14 protein-coding genes are annotated in these 17,397 nt (G+C 44.2%); 6 read left to right on the plus strand and 8 right to left on the minus strand.

Features of this window, described 5'->3' with window-relative positions; all coding sequences use genetic code 11:
* Positions 1-249: 249 nt before the first annotated feature.
* Positions 250-2,343: a TonB-dependent receptor domain-containing protein gene (locus tag BLR06_RS16240; RefSeq protein WP_217636921.1), complete on the minus strand. Its 2,094-nt coding sequence runs from the start codon at positions 2,341-2,343 to the stop codon at positions 250-252.
* Between the two features lie 434 nt (positions 2,344-2,777).
* On the opposite strand from BLR06_RS16240, the gene BLR06_RS16245 reads away from it, so the two are divergent.
* Positions 2,778-3,689, plus strand: coding sequence for a LysR family transcriptional regulator (locus tag BLR06_RS16245; RefSeq protein WP_092074644.1), 912 nt, complete (start codon positions 2,778-2,780; stop codon positions 3,687-3,689).
* Positions 3,690-3,806: 117 nt separating this feature from the next.
* A complete protein-coding gene (locus BLR06_RS16250) occupies positions 3,807-6,509 on the plus strand; it encodes a cation-translocating P-type ATPase (RefSeq protein ID WP_092074645.1) in 2,703 nt (900 codons plus the stop codon).
* 93 nt (positions 6,510-6,602) lie between these two features.
* On the opposite strand, the gene BLR06_RS16255 is transcribed toward BLR06_RS16250, so the two are convergent.
* From BLR06_RS16255 to BLR06_RS20280, 7 genes are all read right to left on the minus strand, one after another.
* Complete coding sequence (locus BLR06_RS16255; protein ID WP_092074646.1) at positions 6,603-8,075, minus strand: protein adenylyltransferase SelO; 1,473 nt, start codon at positions 8,073-8,075, stop codon at positions 6,603-6,605.
* A 114-nt stretch (positions 8,076-8,189) separates the two neighbouring features.
* Positions 8,190-8,603, minus strand: a complete 414-nt coding sequence (locus BLR06_RS16260; protein WP_092074647.1) for a YybH family protein — start codon at positions 8,601-8,603, stop codon at positions 8,190-8,192.
* A 218-nt stretch (positions 8,604-8,821) separates the two neighbouring features.
* Positions 8,822-9,319 carry a hypothetical protein gene (locus tag BLR06_RS16265; protein WP_092074648.1) on the minus strand — a complete coding sequence of 166 codons (498 nt, stop codon included), beginning with the start codon at positions 9,317-9,319 and terminating at the stop codon, positions 8,822-8,824.
* Positions 9,320-9,554: 235 nt separating this feature from the next.
* Entirely contained in the window at positions 9,555-10,121 is a 567-nt protein-coding gene (locus BLR06_RS16270) for a TetR/AcrR family transcriptional regulator (protein WP_092074649.1), read from the minus strand.
* Positions 10,122-10,422: 301 nt separating this feature from the next.
* The gene (locus tag BLR06_RS16275) at positions 10,423-10,845 is read right to left on the minus strand and encodes a C-GCAxxG-C-C family protein (RefSeq protein ID WP_092074650.1); all 423 of its coding nucleotides are present in this window, start codon (positions 10,843-10,845) and stop codon (positions 10,423-10,425) included.
* Positions 10,846-11,164: 319 nt separating this feature from the next.
* Positions 11,165-11,287 carry a hypothetical protein gene (locus tag BLR06_RS20405; RefSeq protein ID WP_173812686.1) on the minus strand — a complete coding sequence of 41 codons (123 nt, stop codon included), beginning with the start codon at positions 11,285-11,287 and terminating at the stop codon, positions 11,165-11,167.
* A 2-nt stretch (positions 11,288-11,289) separates the two neighbouring features.
* On the minus strand, positions 11,290-11,511 hold the full coding sequence (locus BLR06_RS20280) for a hypothetical protein (RefSeq protein WP_281242293.1): 222 nt from the start codon (positions 11,509-11,511) through the stop codon (positions 11,290-11,292).
* A 326-nt stretch (positions 11,512-11,837) separates the two neighbouring features.
* Here BLR06_RS20280 and BLR06_RS16295 point away from each other — a divergent pair, with 326 nt between their 5' ends.
* From BLR06_RS16295 to BLR06_RS20105, 4 genes are all read left to right on the plus strand, one after another.
* The gene (locus tag BLR06_RS16295) at positions 11,838-13,502 is read left to right on the plus strand and encodes an ATP-binding protein (RefSeq protein ID WP_092074653.1); all 1,665 of its coding nucleotides are present in this window, start codon (positions 11,838-11,840) and stop codon (positions 13,500-13,502) included.
* 220 nt (positions 13,503-13,722) lie between these two features.
* The gene (locus tag BLR06_RS16300) at positions 13,723-14,859 is read left to right on the plus strand and encodes a GNAT family N-acyltransferase (protein WP_092074654.1); all 1,137 of its coding nucleotides are present in this window, start codon (positions 13,723-13,725) and stop codon (positions 14,857-14,859) included.
* Between the two features lie 244 nt (positions 14,860-15,103).
* Positions 15,104-16,801 (plus strand): PAS domain-containing sensor histidine kinase, encoded by a 1,698-nt coding sequence (locus BLR06_RS16305; RefSeq protein ID WP_422699820.1) that lies wholly within the window; start codon positions 15,104-15,106, stop codon positions 16,799-16,801.
* Between the two features lie 257 nt (positions 16,802-17,058).
* Positions 17,059-17,343 (plus strand): ATP-binding protein, encoded by a 285-nt coding sequence (locus BLR06_RS20105; RefSeq protein WP_245698196.1) that lies wholly within the window; start codon positions 17,059-17,061, stop codon positions 17,341-17,343.
* Positions 17,344-17,397: the final 54 nt, after the last annotated feature.

Raw genomic sequence — 17,397 nt, forward strand, 5'->3', positions numbered from 1 at the left:
TATTGTGAATAAGTGCACTCTGACAGCTGAATTTGGATAACCCTATAAAACAGATTCTACGGAGTATTGGGAGAGCAATGCAAGAAAACAACGAAATTTGAGGAAGCCAGAAACTTCGGGAAGCAGTCGGGCAGCCAATATTCCTGTGTTGCATAGCCGCCAACCGTATTGAGTAGAGACCGCGGGCGGCCGAATAAAAGCCATGCAGACGCGGATGTGTCCAGGTCTGCATGGCTCCCAAAATACATTTTAGAAATTGTAATTCACGGATACCCAATAATTCCGTCCCGCCAGATAAGTGCCACTAGGACTTTGTCCGGAGCCGCCGATATATTTATAGTAAGTCGTGCCATTTACTATGGCGGTTTTGCCGAAATCTTTATCAAGCAGATTATTGACAGAGAAATTTAATGTAACATTCTGGGTTAGCTTACGGGATACCCCCAGATCAAGCACTGTATAGGAGCCAATGTCCTTGCCAAGCGCATCAACCACTGCCTGCTCCGTAGCGGTATAATTTTCCGCTTTTTTGTTATACCGGGTCATTTTGCCGCGGTATTCCGCTCTTAGCCAGGCGTTGGTCTTTTCGTCCGCCTGCCAGTTCAGCCGCGCATTTACCGCATGTTTAGGCGTATTGTTGAGCCTAGTACCGTCATTTGCGCCGCCAATCTGTTCGCTTTCAAGGTAGGTGTAATTCAGATTCAACGCCAAGTCCTGGGCCAGCGGAATTTTGGTGCCCAATTCAAGACCGTCGATCTTGGCTTTGTCTACGTTTTCGTAAGATTGCCACAGCTGACCGCTTTCATCCGCCCAGGTAGCGGTGCTACTGATTCGATTTTTAAAATCCGTGTGGAACAGGGTGGCATTGGCGCTGAAACCGGTAGGATGCTGGTAGTAAAAGCCCAGTTCCCTGTTTACGCTTTCCTCGGGCTTGAGGTTGGGGTTGCCTCTAACCAGTATATCACTGCTCGTACCGCCGGTACCGCCGGTATGACCGTCCGTCGTCTGCGTCAGGGTAGGGGCTTTGAAACCGGTGCTGACACCGCCTTTCAGCGTCCACTTGTCACTCGCCTTCCAGACCAGGTAACCTCGCGGGCTGGTATTTCCGCCAAAAAAATTGTGATGGTCATAACGGGCGCCATAAGTAAAGGCCAGATCCTCCCGCAGCCGCCATTCGTCTTCCACAAACAGCGAAGTGGTTTTCGCCTCGGGGTTAGGCAGGCCGTCAGCGGTTATCACACTGCTCTCCAATTTTGCATCCCAGTACCGTCCGCCCGCGGTCAGCGTATGAGCGTCGCCAACCGGCGCAACCAATTTGGTCTCAAAAATCAGGTTTTCGTTCTTCAGCTTGCGGGGCGCGCCGCTAGCTGCGCCATAGCCTTTCAGTTCGGTGGTGTTATAGGTCAGGGTAGTGCTCCAGTCGCCATAGGACACCTTATTATCGCTGCCCAGCGTCACCTTGTCGCGGTCAAAGCGCAGCGGATTGTTCTGTGTAGCCGAACCCGGTGCTTTGGAAAAATCGCTAGTGGCCGTCTCAGCGTCCAACCAGAGGCTGTTGCTGTCATCCAGTTTCCAGGTTACTTTGCCGCCTAGGCTGTAGTTTCTTAAGGCAATGGGATTTGCCCCTCTGGTGGTAACTAGATCACCCTGATCATTGGTAACAGAGGATCCGGCCCGCCGAAGAAAGTTACCGCGCAAGGCCAGTCCCACTTTATCCTCGACAAGTGGGCCGCTCGAAAATAAAGAATAACGGGTTACACTGCCCCATTCCGAATTCTCGTGAAGGGTGTAGTCCAACGTCAGGTTATGATTCCACTCGTCAGTTACCTTTTTGGTAATGATATTCACCACGCCGCCCATAGCCTCGGTTCCGTACAGGGTGGACATCGGACCACGAATGATTTCAACGCGTTCAATTGTCGCCAGCGGCGGCACGAAAGTACCGAGCCCAACACTATAGCCGTTCGGTCCGACACCCCGGTCCCCATTCTGGGGAATGCCGTCCACCAGAACCAGCGTATAGTCGCTACCCATACCGCGGATGCTGACATTCGCCCCACCCAGTCTGCTGGCGGAGCTGCGCACGTCAACGCCTTCCACATCGGACAGGATACCCGCAAGATCCGTATAGCCACGCCGGTTGATATCCTCTTTTGTAATTACCGTAATACTAGCCGGTGCGTCGACAATATCCTGTTCAAAGCCGGAGGCCGTTACCACCACTTCGTCGAACTGGAAAATAGGATCGTTCTCGGCAGCGTAAGCAGGCAAACTCAAGGCAACACTTAGACCGATAGCCAACAGCCCGATCTTTTTCTTATTTTGTTTTATACCAACATTCACTAAATTTCCCCCCACAATAAGTTTAGGCCTTAATCGCCGATAAAGCTCTCCCCCTGGCCTATCGTATATAACAATTCCTGAATATCCTATTCTGTACAGCGCTCCCGCTACCACATTCCGGCCAGCCTTGATGGCGTTCTGCCCTGTGCCGAGGTTTCCATGTTTCCCCCGGTTTAAGGTTTCGGGGCCGGTGCTTAGGCCATATGGGAGCAGCCATATTCAAACGGCTATTTTGTTATGCGCTTTACTCCCCCCCTTCTGACTATAGTAATGTATACCAACGTCCCCCCCCTTTTCTCTAGCAAAACATAAGAACACTCAGATAACGATTATCATTATCGATAATTAATTATAAATTAAACATTTGATAAATAATAGTACATATTTTATAATGGTACCATAATAAATTGTATATTAATTAAGGGGAGCACGTTATGGATTTATTGCAGTTGAAATATTTTCAGACGGTGGCCAAGCTTGAACACATGACAAAGGCGGCTCACGCATTACAAATTGCGCAGCCTGCTCTAAGCGTGACAATTGCCCGGCTGGAAGAAGATGTAGGTGTTCCTTTGTTTAACCGGACCGGCCGGAATATTGTGCTGAATGAATACGGAAAAGCTTTTTTAGAGAGGGTAACCCGCGCCCTGAATGAGCTTGAGGCCGGGCGCCAGGAAGTTTCCGATTTGTCAGGCAGCGAATTCGGCTATGTGTCTATTGCGTCTACCTTTATGAGCAAACGATTTTGCAACCGTTTAGCTTCCTTTGCGCAGCTTTATCCAAAAGTAAATTTCCAGCTTACGCAGACAACGAATGAAAATGCCAAATTGCGGTTACTGGAAAGCGGGGAAGTTGACTTTATTTTTACTATTAAGAAAATTGAACGGCCGGATATCGTGTGCGTTCCCTTGGTGGAAAAAGATATTTTTCTGGCTGTGTCACCCGTTCATCGCCTGGCTAACCGTGGTACTGTTGCTCTGGAAGAATTGGCCGGGGAACCTTTTATCAACCTGAAAGCCGATGAAAGCATTCAGGAATTTTGTCATGCCATGTGCCTAAAAAGAGGATTTGCGCCGAAGGTTGTATGTACATGTGACAGCTCTCAGGGACTGGTTAACTTAGTCTCCGCCGGGTTTGGCGTAACCTTTTTTCCATCGCCGGGCAGGCAAAAACCCAATTCCCCGTTTGTTTTACTGAAAGTCGAGGATTTTGATTATAAAAGCTTTCTCTACCTTGCCTGGAAGGAAAAACGATACTTTTCAAAAGCGGCGCTTTATTTTCGTGAATATGTCATTCACCAAAGCAAGGTCAAAAAGAAGCGGAACCGGTTTTCAACCGTTCGATAGCTATGCTATAATAACTATTAACATTTATTACCGTTATTTGACGCACCTGTGGAGCTTTCGCAAAGTCGAACACATCTGCGCCATTTATTTTTATTTAGCTAAAATAAGGAGGTAAAAATGCGAAAATGGTATCTAAAGAGTATTGAAGAGGTTAAGGAACAATTAGACACGAGTGAAAACGGGCTCGCCTTGGACCAGGCGCAGGAAAGATTGGACAAGTATGGAGAAAATGTATTGCCCAGTGAACCGCCGCCGTCTGTCATAAAGATTTTTATTCAACAGTTTAAAAGCCCTTTAATGTATATTCTGTTGATTGCCGCTGTCGTTTCTTTCTTTCTGAAAGAATACATGGATGCTGCCTTCATTTTCATCGCCTTGCTGCTCAATTCGGTTATTGGTACTTACCAGGAATGGAATGCCGCCAAAAGCGCCGCCTCTTTACAAAAAATCGTGCCGCAAAAAGCACTGGTCATTCGCGATAGCCATAAAAAGGAAATTGATGTGAAAGATGTGGTTCCCGGCGATGTCATTGTTCTGGAGGCGGGGTTAAGAGTGCCTGCCGATTTGCGGTTGATCAGGGCCAATGGACTGGAAATTGACGAATCGCTGCTAACAGGCGAATCTTTACCTGTAACAAAAAACATTCAGATTTTAAATGATGAGCCGATTCCTTTAGGCGATCGTACCAATATTGCTTTTGCCAGCACCGTAGTAACCAGGGGTTCAGGTCTGGGCATTGTGACTGATACGGGCTGGAGCACCGAAATAGGCAAAATTGCAAAAGTTCTTTCCGCCGAGGATACGAAAACACCTTTGGTTCATCGCATGGAGTCGTTTACCAAAAACATTACTGTCGTCATATTACTGGTTGCAGCGATGTTGGGATTTTTCGCTTTTAATAAAGGGTTTGAAATAGATACGGTCTTTTTCATGGCAATAGCTTTAGCGGTGTCCGCTATTCCGGAAGGCCTGCCGATTGGAATAACCGTTGCGTTATCGATCGGCATGCGCAGGATGGCCCAGCGGCATGTTATTGTCCGGAAACTATTGGCTTTAGAGGGTTTGGGAAGTTGTACGGTAATCGCCAGTGATAAGACCGGAACCTTAACGCATAATCAGCTTACCTTAAAAATTATATCTTTCCCGGGCGAAAAACAGTTTGAAGTTACAGGAGAGGGTTATAACCCCCAAGGCGGGCTGAAGGGCGTAAATAATCAGGCCGGGCCGGAGTTTTCCCGGCTCAAGCGTCTGGCGGAAATCGGGGTATTGTGTAATGAAGCAACGTTCTATCAAAAAGATCAGCAATGGCATTATTATGGGGATTCAGTCGATATTGCCTTTTTGGTTCTTGGTGAAAAATTAGGCCTACGGCACAACGAGCTGCTTGAGCAACAGCCAAGCACCGGCATTATTCCCTTTGATGCCCAGCTTCGCTATGCTGCAGCGTTTAATCAACAAGGGGACAAAGTCAGAGTTGCGGTAAAAGGAGCGTATGAAACAATTCTTTCCCGCTGCGACAGTATGCTGGGAACAAACGGCCTAGCGCCTTTGGATAAAGAAATGATAGAGCAGGATGCTTCGCAACTGGCTGAACAGGGCTACCGCGTGTTGGCACTGGCCGATGGCCTTATTGAAAATCAGGACAATTATGATGACAACGACATTGCCGGCTTAACCTTTCTCGGTTTAGTCGGGATGATAGATCCGTTAAGGCAGGAAGCCAAGGCGGCGGTCCGGGAATGCAGGCAAGCCGGCGTTAAGGTTTGTATGGTTACAGGAGATCATCCCCTGACGGCACTTTCCATAGCCCGGGAGCTGGGCATTGCCCACAGCAAAGCGGATGTCATAACAGGTGTAGAGCTGAAAGGCTGCTGCGATAAGGAAAACCGGCAGGAATTTCTTAATATAGTCAATTCAAAAACCGTTTTTTCCCGGGTAGAGCCGTTTCAAAAACAGTTGATTGTCAAAGCCATGATGGATAACGGTCATTTTGTGGCAGTCACCGGCGACGGCGTGAACGATGCTCCGGCGCTAAAAGAGGCCAATATCGGAGTCGCTATGGGGACTGGGACTGATGTTGCCAAGGAAACGGCGGATATTGTTCTGACAGATGACAACTTCGCTTCTCTGGTTGCCGGTATTGAGCAAGGACGGGGCGCTTACAACAATATCAGAAAGATCGTCTATTTATTGATCTCTATGTCGGTGGCGGAAATATTGTTGTTTACATTGTCAATTATTGGGGGTTATCCGCTTCCCCTGCTGGCTGTGCAAATTCTTTGGCTTAATTTAGTCACCAATGGTATTCAGGACATAGCTTTGGCTTTTGAACCTCTGGAAGGGGATGAAATGAAGCGAAAACCCCGGCCGCCGCAAGAAGGAATATTTGAGCGCTTAATGATCGAACAAACGCTTGTTTCAGGAGTTTTCGTAGGAATCATAGGGTTTATCGCCTGGATATTCTTTTTGGATTATCTGAAAATGAGTGAGTTTACCGCCCGGAATAGCCTGTTGCTTCTTTTGGTTTTCTTTGAAAATTATCACGTATTGAATTGCCGGTCAGAACGAAAATCTGTTTTCCGGATACCCTTTTTCAGCAACAAAATATTGATTGGAGCTGTGCTGCTGGCGCAGGGACTACATGTTTTAAGCATGAATCTGCCAATCATGCAGACTGTGCTGAGCGTAGAGCCCGTAAGCTTTAGCCAATGGCTGTATACCTTGGTTCTCAGTGTGGCTATTCTTCTAGTCATGGAGGTATACAAGTTCATAAAGCAAAAGAAGGATTCCAACCGTACAGCGGAGCTGGATCAAATATAAGGCAGGTAAAAAAGAAAAGCAGAGCTACTCTGCTTTTCTTTTTTACCCGTCCCAACCAGCCGGCATCCACGCCGGTTAGGGTTAAGGCTTGGGTCAGGTACCGCAAAAGGTCCGGTAAGGGCGGTCTGTTGGCGCAGGCAGTGCGGCGTAATCCGCTTGCTCGGGAGAATGCTCGTAGGGGTTTGAAAGAACGTCCAGCAGGCGCTCCATCACGCTGAAGTCCTGTTGTTCCGCACTTTCCAGCGCGGCTTCCACCCGGTGGTTGCGGGGAATGATTGCAGGATTGCTGTTTTGCATCAATTGGCGTGAAGAGGCTTTCGCTTCCTGCTGGCGCTCTAATCTCGCCTGCCACATTTCATGCCACTGCTCAAATTCCGGCCGCTCAAACAGTACCGTATCGGCCTCCCTTGCAAAAGTTAATGCCCGGAAGGTATTGGTATAGTCTGCCCGATACTCTTTCATCATATTGAGCAATCCTTCAATTAAGGCTTCATCCTGTGGTTCTGCGTTAAATAGTCCCAGCTTGGCTCTCATTCCCGCAAGCCAGTACCAATGAAACAAATCATCAAAAGAGAAAATAGCATCCTGGGCCAGTTGAACAGCCTGCTCCTGATTTACATGCAGCAGCGGCAAGAGAGTTTCAGCAAACCGGGCGAGATTCCAGCCGGCAAAATACGGCTGATTCCCATAAGCATAGCGGCCCTGAGCATCAATGGAGCTGAATACCGTTGCCGGATCATAGGCATCCATAAAAGCGCAAGGCCCATAATCAATCGTTTCTCCGCTAATCGCCATGTTGTCGGTGTTCATCACTCCGTGGATAAAGCCAACCAGCTGCCATTTGGCGATCAGTGCGGCCTGACGCTTGATGACATCCTTAAGCAGCAGGAGATAGCGGTCCGGCTCGGCCTGAACATCCGGAAAATGCCGTTGTATTGCATAATCCGCCAGTGTCCGCAGTTCGTCAGCTGTACCCCAATTTGCAACGTATTGAAAGGTGCCGACGCGCAGATGACTGGCAGCCACACGGGCCAGGATTGCACCAGGCTGCTCAGTTTGACGGATGATCGTCTCACCGGTTGTCACCACCGCCAGACTGCGGGTCGTAGCAATACCAAGCGCATGCATAGCTTCGCTTATCATGTACTCGCGCAGCATCGGACCAAGCGCCGCCCGTCCATCGCCCTGGCGGGAGTATGGCGTTTTACCTGAACCTTTGAGTTGAATATCAAACCGTTCTCCCCGGGGAGTGATCTGTTCACCAAGCAGCAGCGCCCGTCCATCGCCCAGCAAGGCAAAATGGCCGAATTGATGTCCCGCATAAGCCTGCGCCAGCGGTAACGCCCCTTCGGGAATCCGGTTGCCGGCCAGTACCGCTACCCCTTCACTTTGCAGCGCCTGGGCGTTCAACCCCAGGGACGCCGCCAACGGAAAATTGAGAATAATCAGCTTCGGCGTCCGTACGGGAGTTGGGTTAAGTCTGGTGAAAAATGATTCCGGCAGGCGGGCGTAACTGTTGTCTAAATTCCAGCCTGTTTCCAGTACTGCTTTTTCCTTTGTTACCATATCGCTTTTCTCCTTTCCTGGCTTTTTTTATCCCCTGTGCTTTTACATCAACATTGCAGCACCGCTTTCTCGATATTTTATACTCTATCTTATCTCAATACTTTTGCAGACTTTTCATATTTCCTGCTCCGCTGCGTCTAATAACTCCGCACCGTAGGAATTATCAATTATACAACGCCAGCGGTTATCAGAATCTCTTTTAAATACATACGTTGCTTTTCGCTCGATAGAATGATGGTCCGCATCGGTCTTTTGGCCGACGTCTAATAGCGTTCTGGATAAAACCATAGCCGTATCACCAGCCTCCAGTATACACATATTGCCTTGCTTGACTGTAAGATTATGATTAACAAATTCGGCAATAGCTGCAAATGCCGTCCGGATTTGCGCTTTGCCTTTTGCGATTACGCCCGGCCTAACTACCAGTACCGCATCTGCTGAATAGAACTCCATCAACCCTTCAAAGTCCTCTTTGTTTATCGCATCGTCCGCAGCTTCTATCAATTGCTTGATTTCCTGATTGTGCATACATCTTCTCCTTAAAATTATAGATCAGGCCGTTGGCTGGCTTCGCTTCATCTACCGACACCGCGAGTCGGAACTATATGATATTATAGCCCAAAACAGGCCTCCTCATGAACACAAAAATGGGCGTTTCTAAATATTAAAAATTCAGAAACGCCCATTTTGCCGTTTCAACGCTTTACGATGATTTCTCTAAGCATTCAAGGCAGAACATTTTGTTCTTAATTCAAAAAAACGACAGCGCATTTACTGAGAAAATGACTTGATTGATTGGCTGCAAGAATCTTTTCAGCATCGTCTGTACTTATCATGATATTGTGGTTGTTGTCTCTCAGACCGCTAGCCTTTACCATTATGGGGTGTGTTCCGGCGCGGGATTTACCGTTTTGAGCGTCTTGCACTAAATCCGGAGTTGGGGCATAGTCGACCATGCCTTGTGTTACCGCCAGGCTGGTATCAATTTCTGTAATACCATACACCGGGTTACCGGTTTCGTCATAAATTACGGGGGCGAAAGTAGTTTCCAGGCCTAAGCCTCTGGCATCAACAATCAGGCCTGTAAAGGAATTAGTTTCCGGCTCAGGGGTAACAATTGTACTCGCAGCAATTCCTTCTGCTTTTGGTAGGCCTGGGTCTGGTACAATGGCTGCAGCTTGAACCGCAATGGCCGAAAAAACGAGGAACGCAGCAATGCATGACGTTCTTTTCAGGTACTTCATAGAATCATATCCTCCTTATTCCCCGGCAGCTTGCCCTGCCTGCGGTTAAATCCCGACTCCATCACGCTTAAAGTCAAGGTTACTCCAACAGCAGTGCTGATACGAAATACATTGCAATGTCTCATCTGCCTCAAAATTCAATTTTCATTTCCGCAGTCCTGTTCGCCTTTCCTCATTGCATTTCTTACAAACTGCATTTACCTTAATCTTCTAAACCACTTGCCGCTTACCCAGGCTAATTGTTTTCAGTCTCCCTGGCTACCATTCCATAATAAAGAATATCCATCGCTTTTCCTATAGTATCAAGAAGAGTTAAATTGTTCCTGATTAAAAAGTTCTCATGGAGCAGCTCATTTATTGTGGCGTTATAAATCACTTTTGCAATAGCCAGATCAATAGGGCGGAAGTATCCGGCTGTAATGCCCTGGTCTAAAAGAGCTTCGACCCGCTGCCATGAGTATTCGCGATACGCATCGCATCTTTTCCATACATCCGGCAGATACCGTTTTAGATCAAAAATAAACCGGTTGCTGATCAATCCGCCTAAATTCGGTTCAGTTAACAGTACTGCTTTAAGTTTTTCCTTAATATCCAGATTGCTGTCAATTATTTTTTCCGTCTGTTGGCGCACATTTTCCAGAAGTGAATCGACTACTGTCCCAATCAACTCTTCTTTGGAAGTAAAATGTTCATATAATGTACTTTTGCTCACTGCCAGGCGCTTGGCCAGCTCAGCCATCGTAAATTTGATGCCATTCTCATTGATTTCTTCAATTGTGGCCATCATGATCCGATTACGCAAAAAATCACTCCTTATTCATACTTATAGTACCCGGAAAGTTCATATAGTACTAATAATAGTTGCATTTTCTTTCCATGTCAATATCATGTCAATATATTGTAATTGATTTTTCCGGCGCTTAGTTTACCCGCTGCAATCAATATTCCTATTTTTACCAGGTCTGTTACAGTTGTTCTATTACCAGCTTCGCTGCCAGTGGCGATGAATAAGGAGCATTCAAACTGAACAGACTCTCTCCGGTAATTCCCTGCCCTGCTGCCATTAAAAGTATGACCTTTGTGTTATAGTCAGACAGATGGCATTATCCAATTTTTCTTTCCAAGTATTCAGCAGTAAATTTCACAGCCCGATTGGTCAGTCCTTCACATAAATGCGGCGGATTATCCGGCTTAAAACCCTGGGGACGCAATTGCTTGCATAACAAGCTCCCGAATTCTTCTTCAAATTCCTGCGCAAAACAATAACATAAAGCAATGATTATCTCTGTCGACAGCTTGTTTTCTTTCCCAAAAATACCAAGCAGCATCAAAGAACCTTCAACCAGGCCGCATTGCGCGCCAAAGCCGCCGGCGCCATGCAGGCCTATTGCCGAGTCAATTACCTGCCTGTCCAATTCTATTTCATACAATTCCGCCAACGTTTTTAGCATAGTTGTCGCGCAATTGACATCATCATTCCAATAATACCCGGATACTTTGCTTTTTATATATTCCTCTAGTTCCATGTTATACATCCCCCATTAAAAGAATATGTCCATAGCTTAAGCTATAATTTATTACCTGGCGTTGCCAAAAGTCTCTTGCCGTTAACTTCAATATTCATATTCTATATTATACTCTCTTCACGGCTTCGTACAGACCCAAATTGACATAGCCAAAATCAGTCTGTTCTTACTTTTCCCTCATGAATTCCATGCAAAACTTCTTGCTGAAAGTCCGTTATACCAACACGCTTTACCAGGCTGCCAATCCGCTCGCCGGTTATCCCCTGCCTTTTCGGCACGCACTTCCATAGCTCCGGCATTGCAGCCCCGCATGCAGCATTTACAGCCGGTACAGGGCGGGTTCCGGAATGATAAGCAGTCCAACATCATTGATTTGCGGCTTGGCGCAGGAATCCGGACAGCCACTAACGGCAATTTTAGTTTTACCCCGAAAGCAAGCCAAAATTATGGATCTCTGCCAAAATTGACGCTAACTGGTTCTACCAAGTGCAGTTCTACCGATTGCCTGGTGGCAATATGCACCTGCCCCCGGCCATATTGGTCGGCCAAATCAGCTACCTTACGCAACTGACAACTCGTCATATTGCCTGCAATCGTTCGAATGCGCACCGCAAACAACCCTTGCTGGCGACGCCGGTACCACCTCCGGAGGCTTAGACGCCTCACTTGCCAAGCGGCTGTTTGAGCTTAAATGGCTGGAAAGCTTACCCGACGGCCGGGCAGTACGTGTCACCGCTGCCGGGCATAAAGGCTTATTGGACGAGTTTGGCTTGCGTTTAACGGAGTGAATTGAATAATTTAACAATATCATATTTCTTGATAGCTTGTTGAACTTCAAACAGACATTGACTCTTTATTCAATGTCTGTTTGAATTCGGTCTCCAATATAGATTTCAGCCGTTTGTCAGGTAAGAGATTTATTCATTGCAAAGGAAATAACCACCTTTTGTGGAATAATTCAAATGTAAATAATTGTATTAGTAGGAGAATCTATGGATTATTTTCATATAACAATTATCGGTGCAATATCTGGAACACTCTCAATGATTCTTGTTTATATTTATTTATATTTCTTGTACCGTGAACGCTTTATTGCAATTTGGACAATTGCCTGGTTTATGCTTTTACTTCGTAATATCTGTTTTGATTCTGGAATGCTCAATTGGAAACAAACATTGTTTCCCTTTATTATCTATCAGCTATTATTTATTGGCTGCAGCTTGACCTTTGTATGGGGCACCTATATTTTCATTGAACGCAGCTTCAAAAAGGCCTGGATCTATGGAGCTGTCTTTAGTTCACTCATCAGTATTATGTTTTTTCTATTGCAGTTTCCTCTTGTTTATAAGCTGCTGCCTCCCACCTGGTTTGCAGGCGTAGTATTGGGATGGATCGCTGTAGTCTTTATCCGCTATGTGGACTTAACCGGAATGGGTAGAATAATCACCGGTACCGCCTTCGCCTTATGGAGTATACTTACTATGATTATGCCTTTATTCATTGAAACTTCCCCCCGCTTGATCGCAGTAACCGGCGGTATTTTAAGGCTAATAATTACAATTAGTACGGTAATGGTCTTTTTGGAAAGAAGCAGAGTAAATTTAATTAACAAAGAAACCCAATACCGCTTTATTATGGAAAACGCCATTGATATCATTTATTATTACCGACTGCTGCCTGTTGCTAGAATTGATTACATTAGCCCTGCTGTTTTTTCCATTACAGGTTATAAGCCTGAGGAATATTATGCAGATGATCAATTAGTTTATAAATTAATTTTTCCTGATGACCGTCAAATGTTCGACAATTTTATTAAAAATCTCGCTCAAGGAATTGCGCTGCCTATAACGTTGCGTTTAATTCGAAAAGATAATACTATACTATGGATAGAGCAAAAATGCGTCACAATTCTAGATAAAAACGGAAAATCAGTAGCACTGGAAGGCATTGTTCGCGATATTACCGCAAGAAAAACGTTAGAACAGGTTGCCGCCTCCCTTGATCGTATGAATATGGTTGGAAATATGGCAGTTACGGTGGCTCATGAAATTAGAAATCCGCTGACGACCATTCGCGGTTATCTGCAACTTCTTGAAAAAAAGAAAGACTATCAAGCCGACAAGGGTAAATTTAAGTTAATGATAGAAGAAATTGACAGAGCTAATACTATTATCCGGGAATATCTTGCCCTATCGCGAAATAAAATGGCTCACTTGGAACTGTGCTCCTTAAATCAAATAATTGAGTCATTATTTCCTCTAATAGAAGCAGATGCGGTCGCTTCAAAAGTATATATAGATCTTGATCTTATTACTATCCTGCCAAATTTACTGTTAGATAAAAACGAAATACGTCAAATGTTGCTGAATATGGTACGAAATAGTATTGAAGCAATGCCATCCGGAGGTAATTTAATAATAAAAACATTCCATGAAAACAATTCGGTTATCCTTTCTATCAGTGACCAAGGCTCCGGAATACCCGCACATGTGCTAAGCAAATTGGGAACACCGTTTATCACCAGTAAAGACACTGGCACTGGTTTGGGTATCCCGATATGCTACCAGATCGCCAATAGGCATAATGCTTCAATAAATATTAAAACCAGCGGCCAAGGAACTACTATTTCTGTTTATTTTAAAATTCCCAATAAATAGTTAATAACTAAAAACCTCTTCACCGTGAGTGGATACTCCGACGAAGAGGTTTTTGATATTATTTTTAAAAAATCTCGTTTTCCAACAAATAAATACATTTTTCGCAAGGTTTAATTTCTTGTCTCTCCGTATCCCCCTAAGTTAAGGGGGTGATGGTTATGAATGCGTAATGCCATTTAATAAGCTTACGACAATAACTATTATGGAGGAGAGACAAATTATGACACCCAAACATTTAAACACAGTATCCTATACTGAAAAAGCAACAGCAATAGAAATTGCCGTTGCCACAACTCGGGAAGAAAAACTGAAAATCTATCATCTGCGTTACCGAATCTATGCCGAAGAAATGCGCAAGCGCTTTCCCAACATGGATCACCTGAATAGATTATTATATGATGAACTTGATGAATGGGGTATACTTTTATATGCTAAATCCGGCTCAGACATTATTGGAACATTAAGAATCAATATAGGAGAAGTTAGCGATTTCTCCCCTTTTTGGGTGCAGGCTCTTTCTTTAAGAAGATTCGCACAGTTCAATAATAATCAAAAGTTTGCTTACACTTCAAAATTTATGGTTTTACCAGCTTACCGGAACTCCACAGTACCATATTTGCTTTCTTCAAAAAGTTACGAAATATATTGCAAACAACAAATACTCTTTAGTTTTGGCGTTTGCAATTTTCATTTAATAAGACTTTACGAACAATTTGGCTTTCAGCGGTTTGGAAGGAACTTCGTAGATGAAGGATATGGCTTGCTGACTCCCTATGTACTGTTGGTAGATGATATAGAACATTTACAGACAGTACGCTCACCGTTTTTCCGTCAAGCCCGTAAACGAACACACTTGAATAATCAGGCGAAAAAATGGTTTTACGCTGAATTTGCCGAAACCTCTAGTATTATAAACAGCCAACTAGTCTGCCCGGAATATCTATGGAAGGTTTTATCCTTTCGGCTAAAAGCCTCACCGACCCAAGTAATTGCAATATTGCAAGGATTGTCTGATACGGATGCGATGAAATTCATACACCGCTGCGGTGTAATCGTACAATGCCACTCGGAAGATCGTATTACCTTTCAAGGAGATACAAGCTATGCATTCAATATTTTGATCTCAGGTATACTGGAATCAAAAAAACGATCAATACCAGATTCGCGTACCATCTTACCTGGACAGCCGATTGGGATTAACGGATTGATTGATCATCCCCCACACCAGGATGGTACTATTGCCGTTACAAATGCAGAAGTCCTGGTACTTTCCAGCCTTGCCTTCCCCAAGTTCTGCAACTCATATCCGAATATTGCCGGCCAAATAATGCAAAACAGTATGATCTACCCAACCTAATCCAGAACAAGATGCCGCTATAGCTTGCAAAAGTTGTAGCGGCATTTCTTAGCATTAGCCAGACTTGGGGTCATGATCTGGATTTCTCAGTGTGATCCCTAATTAAAATAGTAGATCTTCACCGCTAAAAAAGTACAGCAACAGATAATTTTACAAATTTATACATTATTTACGCTTCAAGTTACCTTCATAGAAGGATCTCAGTATTTTCCAGAGAATTAATATTTATAAGGCAGGAGACTTATTGGATTTACAGGAGTTATTAGTAATTATGGATTATATCTATTTATCTGTAATGGGTTCACTGGTTGGGACAATTGCTATCGTCCTTGTTTCTCTATACTTGTATATTATGTACCGAAAGCGATATATGGGCTTCTGGGTCTTAGGCTGGCTTGTCTTTATCTTAAGGTATGCTGCTTTGGATTCAGGCGTATTTGTCTGGAAAAGCTCTGCTTTAGGCTTGACAATCTACCAGCTACTTACATATATTTCCGTTTTGACGATTGTTTATAGCACTTACGGCTTTATAAGTAAACCATTTAATAGACATTGGCTGTATGGCGCTGCTATTACTTTACTTGCAAGTACCGTTTTAAACTTTCAGGCAATACCATTCATTTATAAAATTCTACTCCCTATTTATACCTGCTGTTTCGCCGGGATTTGGGTTGGATTAACCTTTATACGCCACCGTAAACTACAGAATTCAGGCCGATTAATTACCGGTTACGCTTACCTCTTTTTGAGCCTTATCAACTTTTCCACGCCTTTTATTATGCATGGCTCATGGCTACTTCCTTGGGGTTACGCCCTGGGAGGAATACTTCGTCTCATTATTGCTATTGGCACTTTAATGCTATATTTTGAAAAAACCCGCACAGAGTTAATGAAAAAGGAAGCTCAATACCGCCAATTACTGGAAAACGCAATTGATATAATTTATTGTTACCAATTATTCCCTGAGAAAAAACTTGATTATGTAAGTCCCTCTGTTTTAACTGTCACAGGCTACGCCCCTGCCGAATTTTACGCCGATAGTTCATTAAGCTGTAAATTAGTACATCCGGACGACTATTCTGTATTTAGAAATTTTATCAATCAAATACCGACTTCCATAGAGCTGCCATTGACAATACGATTAATAAAAAAAGATAAAACCACTCTATGGATTGAGCAAAAATGTGCACCTATTTACGCTGAGAATGGACAGCTTCTCGCACTAGAAGGGGTAATCCGGGATGTCACTTACAGGAAAAAGTTAGAGCAAATGACATTTGACCGGATGAATATGGTAGGAAGTATGGCAGCAGTTGTAGCACATGAAATTAGAAACCCTATGACAACCGTACGCGGTTATTTACAGTTACTTGGCGGCAAAAAAACTTACCAAACCGACAGAGAAAAAATTATATTAATGATTGAAGAACTGGATAGAGCCAATAACATTATCCATGAATACCTTTCTCTATCCCATCAGAAAAGAGTTTCTCTAAAAAAGTGTTCTTTAAATCATATCATTGACGCATTATCGCCCTTAGTTCGAGCAGATGGCAATTCTTCAAAAGTACAAGTCACGCTTGAACTGAATAAAATCCCCGAATTGTTACTGGACGAAAATGAAATTCGTCAATTATTGCTAAATTTAGTACGAAACGGAATTGAAGCTATGCCGTCTGGAGGAAATTTAATTATTCGCACCACATCAGTAGAAAATAAAATCATTCTGGCCATTAGTGATCAAGGCTCTGGAATCCCCTCGCATATCCTTGACCATCTGGGTACACCCTTTTGTACTACTAAAGATACAGGGACAGGATTAGGTTTGCCGATTTGCTATCAAATAGCCCAACGTCATAATGCAGCAATTAAAATTGATACCAGTAAGCAAGGCACAACATTTTTCGTTTATTTTACGCAGCCAGGCCCGCAGTCCGCTTAATCAACTGCGGGTTTCTGAAGGATTAAGCCATTTTGCTTTCCCACTGACTACCATATGCGGCTATCTGCAGTTTTTTGAAAAAAAGCCGGAATATCAAGCCGATAATGACAAATTTAATTTGCTGATAGAAGAAGTTGACAAAACAATACGATTATACGAAGATATCTAATTTGTCCCGGGAAAAGCTGGCTCACTTGGAATTGTGTTCCTTAAACCAGATAATTGAATCAGTATTTCCTTTAATAAACGCGGAGGCGATGGCGGCAAAAGTATGGATAAAGCTTAATCTTAGGCCCCTGCCGAACTTACGATTAGATAAAAACGAGATACGTCAAATGCTGCTTCATATGGTACGTAATAGCATTGAGGCGATGGTATCCGGAGGTAATCTGGAGATACAAACATTGCGGGGAAATGATACTGTCATTTTGTCTATAAGTGATCAGGGTTCCGGTATTGATGATCACATCCTTAATAAGCTCGGAACGCCGTTTATTACGACTAAAGATACCGGCGCAGGGCTTGGAATTCCCATATGCTAAGATTGCATACGAAGAGGCCTTGCGGATGTTAGAATATCAAAACGAAAGATTATG

The organism is Dendrosporobacter quercicolus (genome assembly GCF_900104455.1).
Lineage (GTDB): Bacteria > Bacillota > Negativicutes > DSM-1736 > Dendrosporobacteraceae > Dendrosporobacter > Dendrosporobacter quercicolus.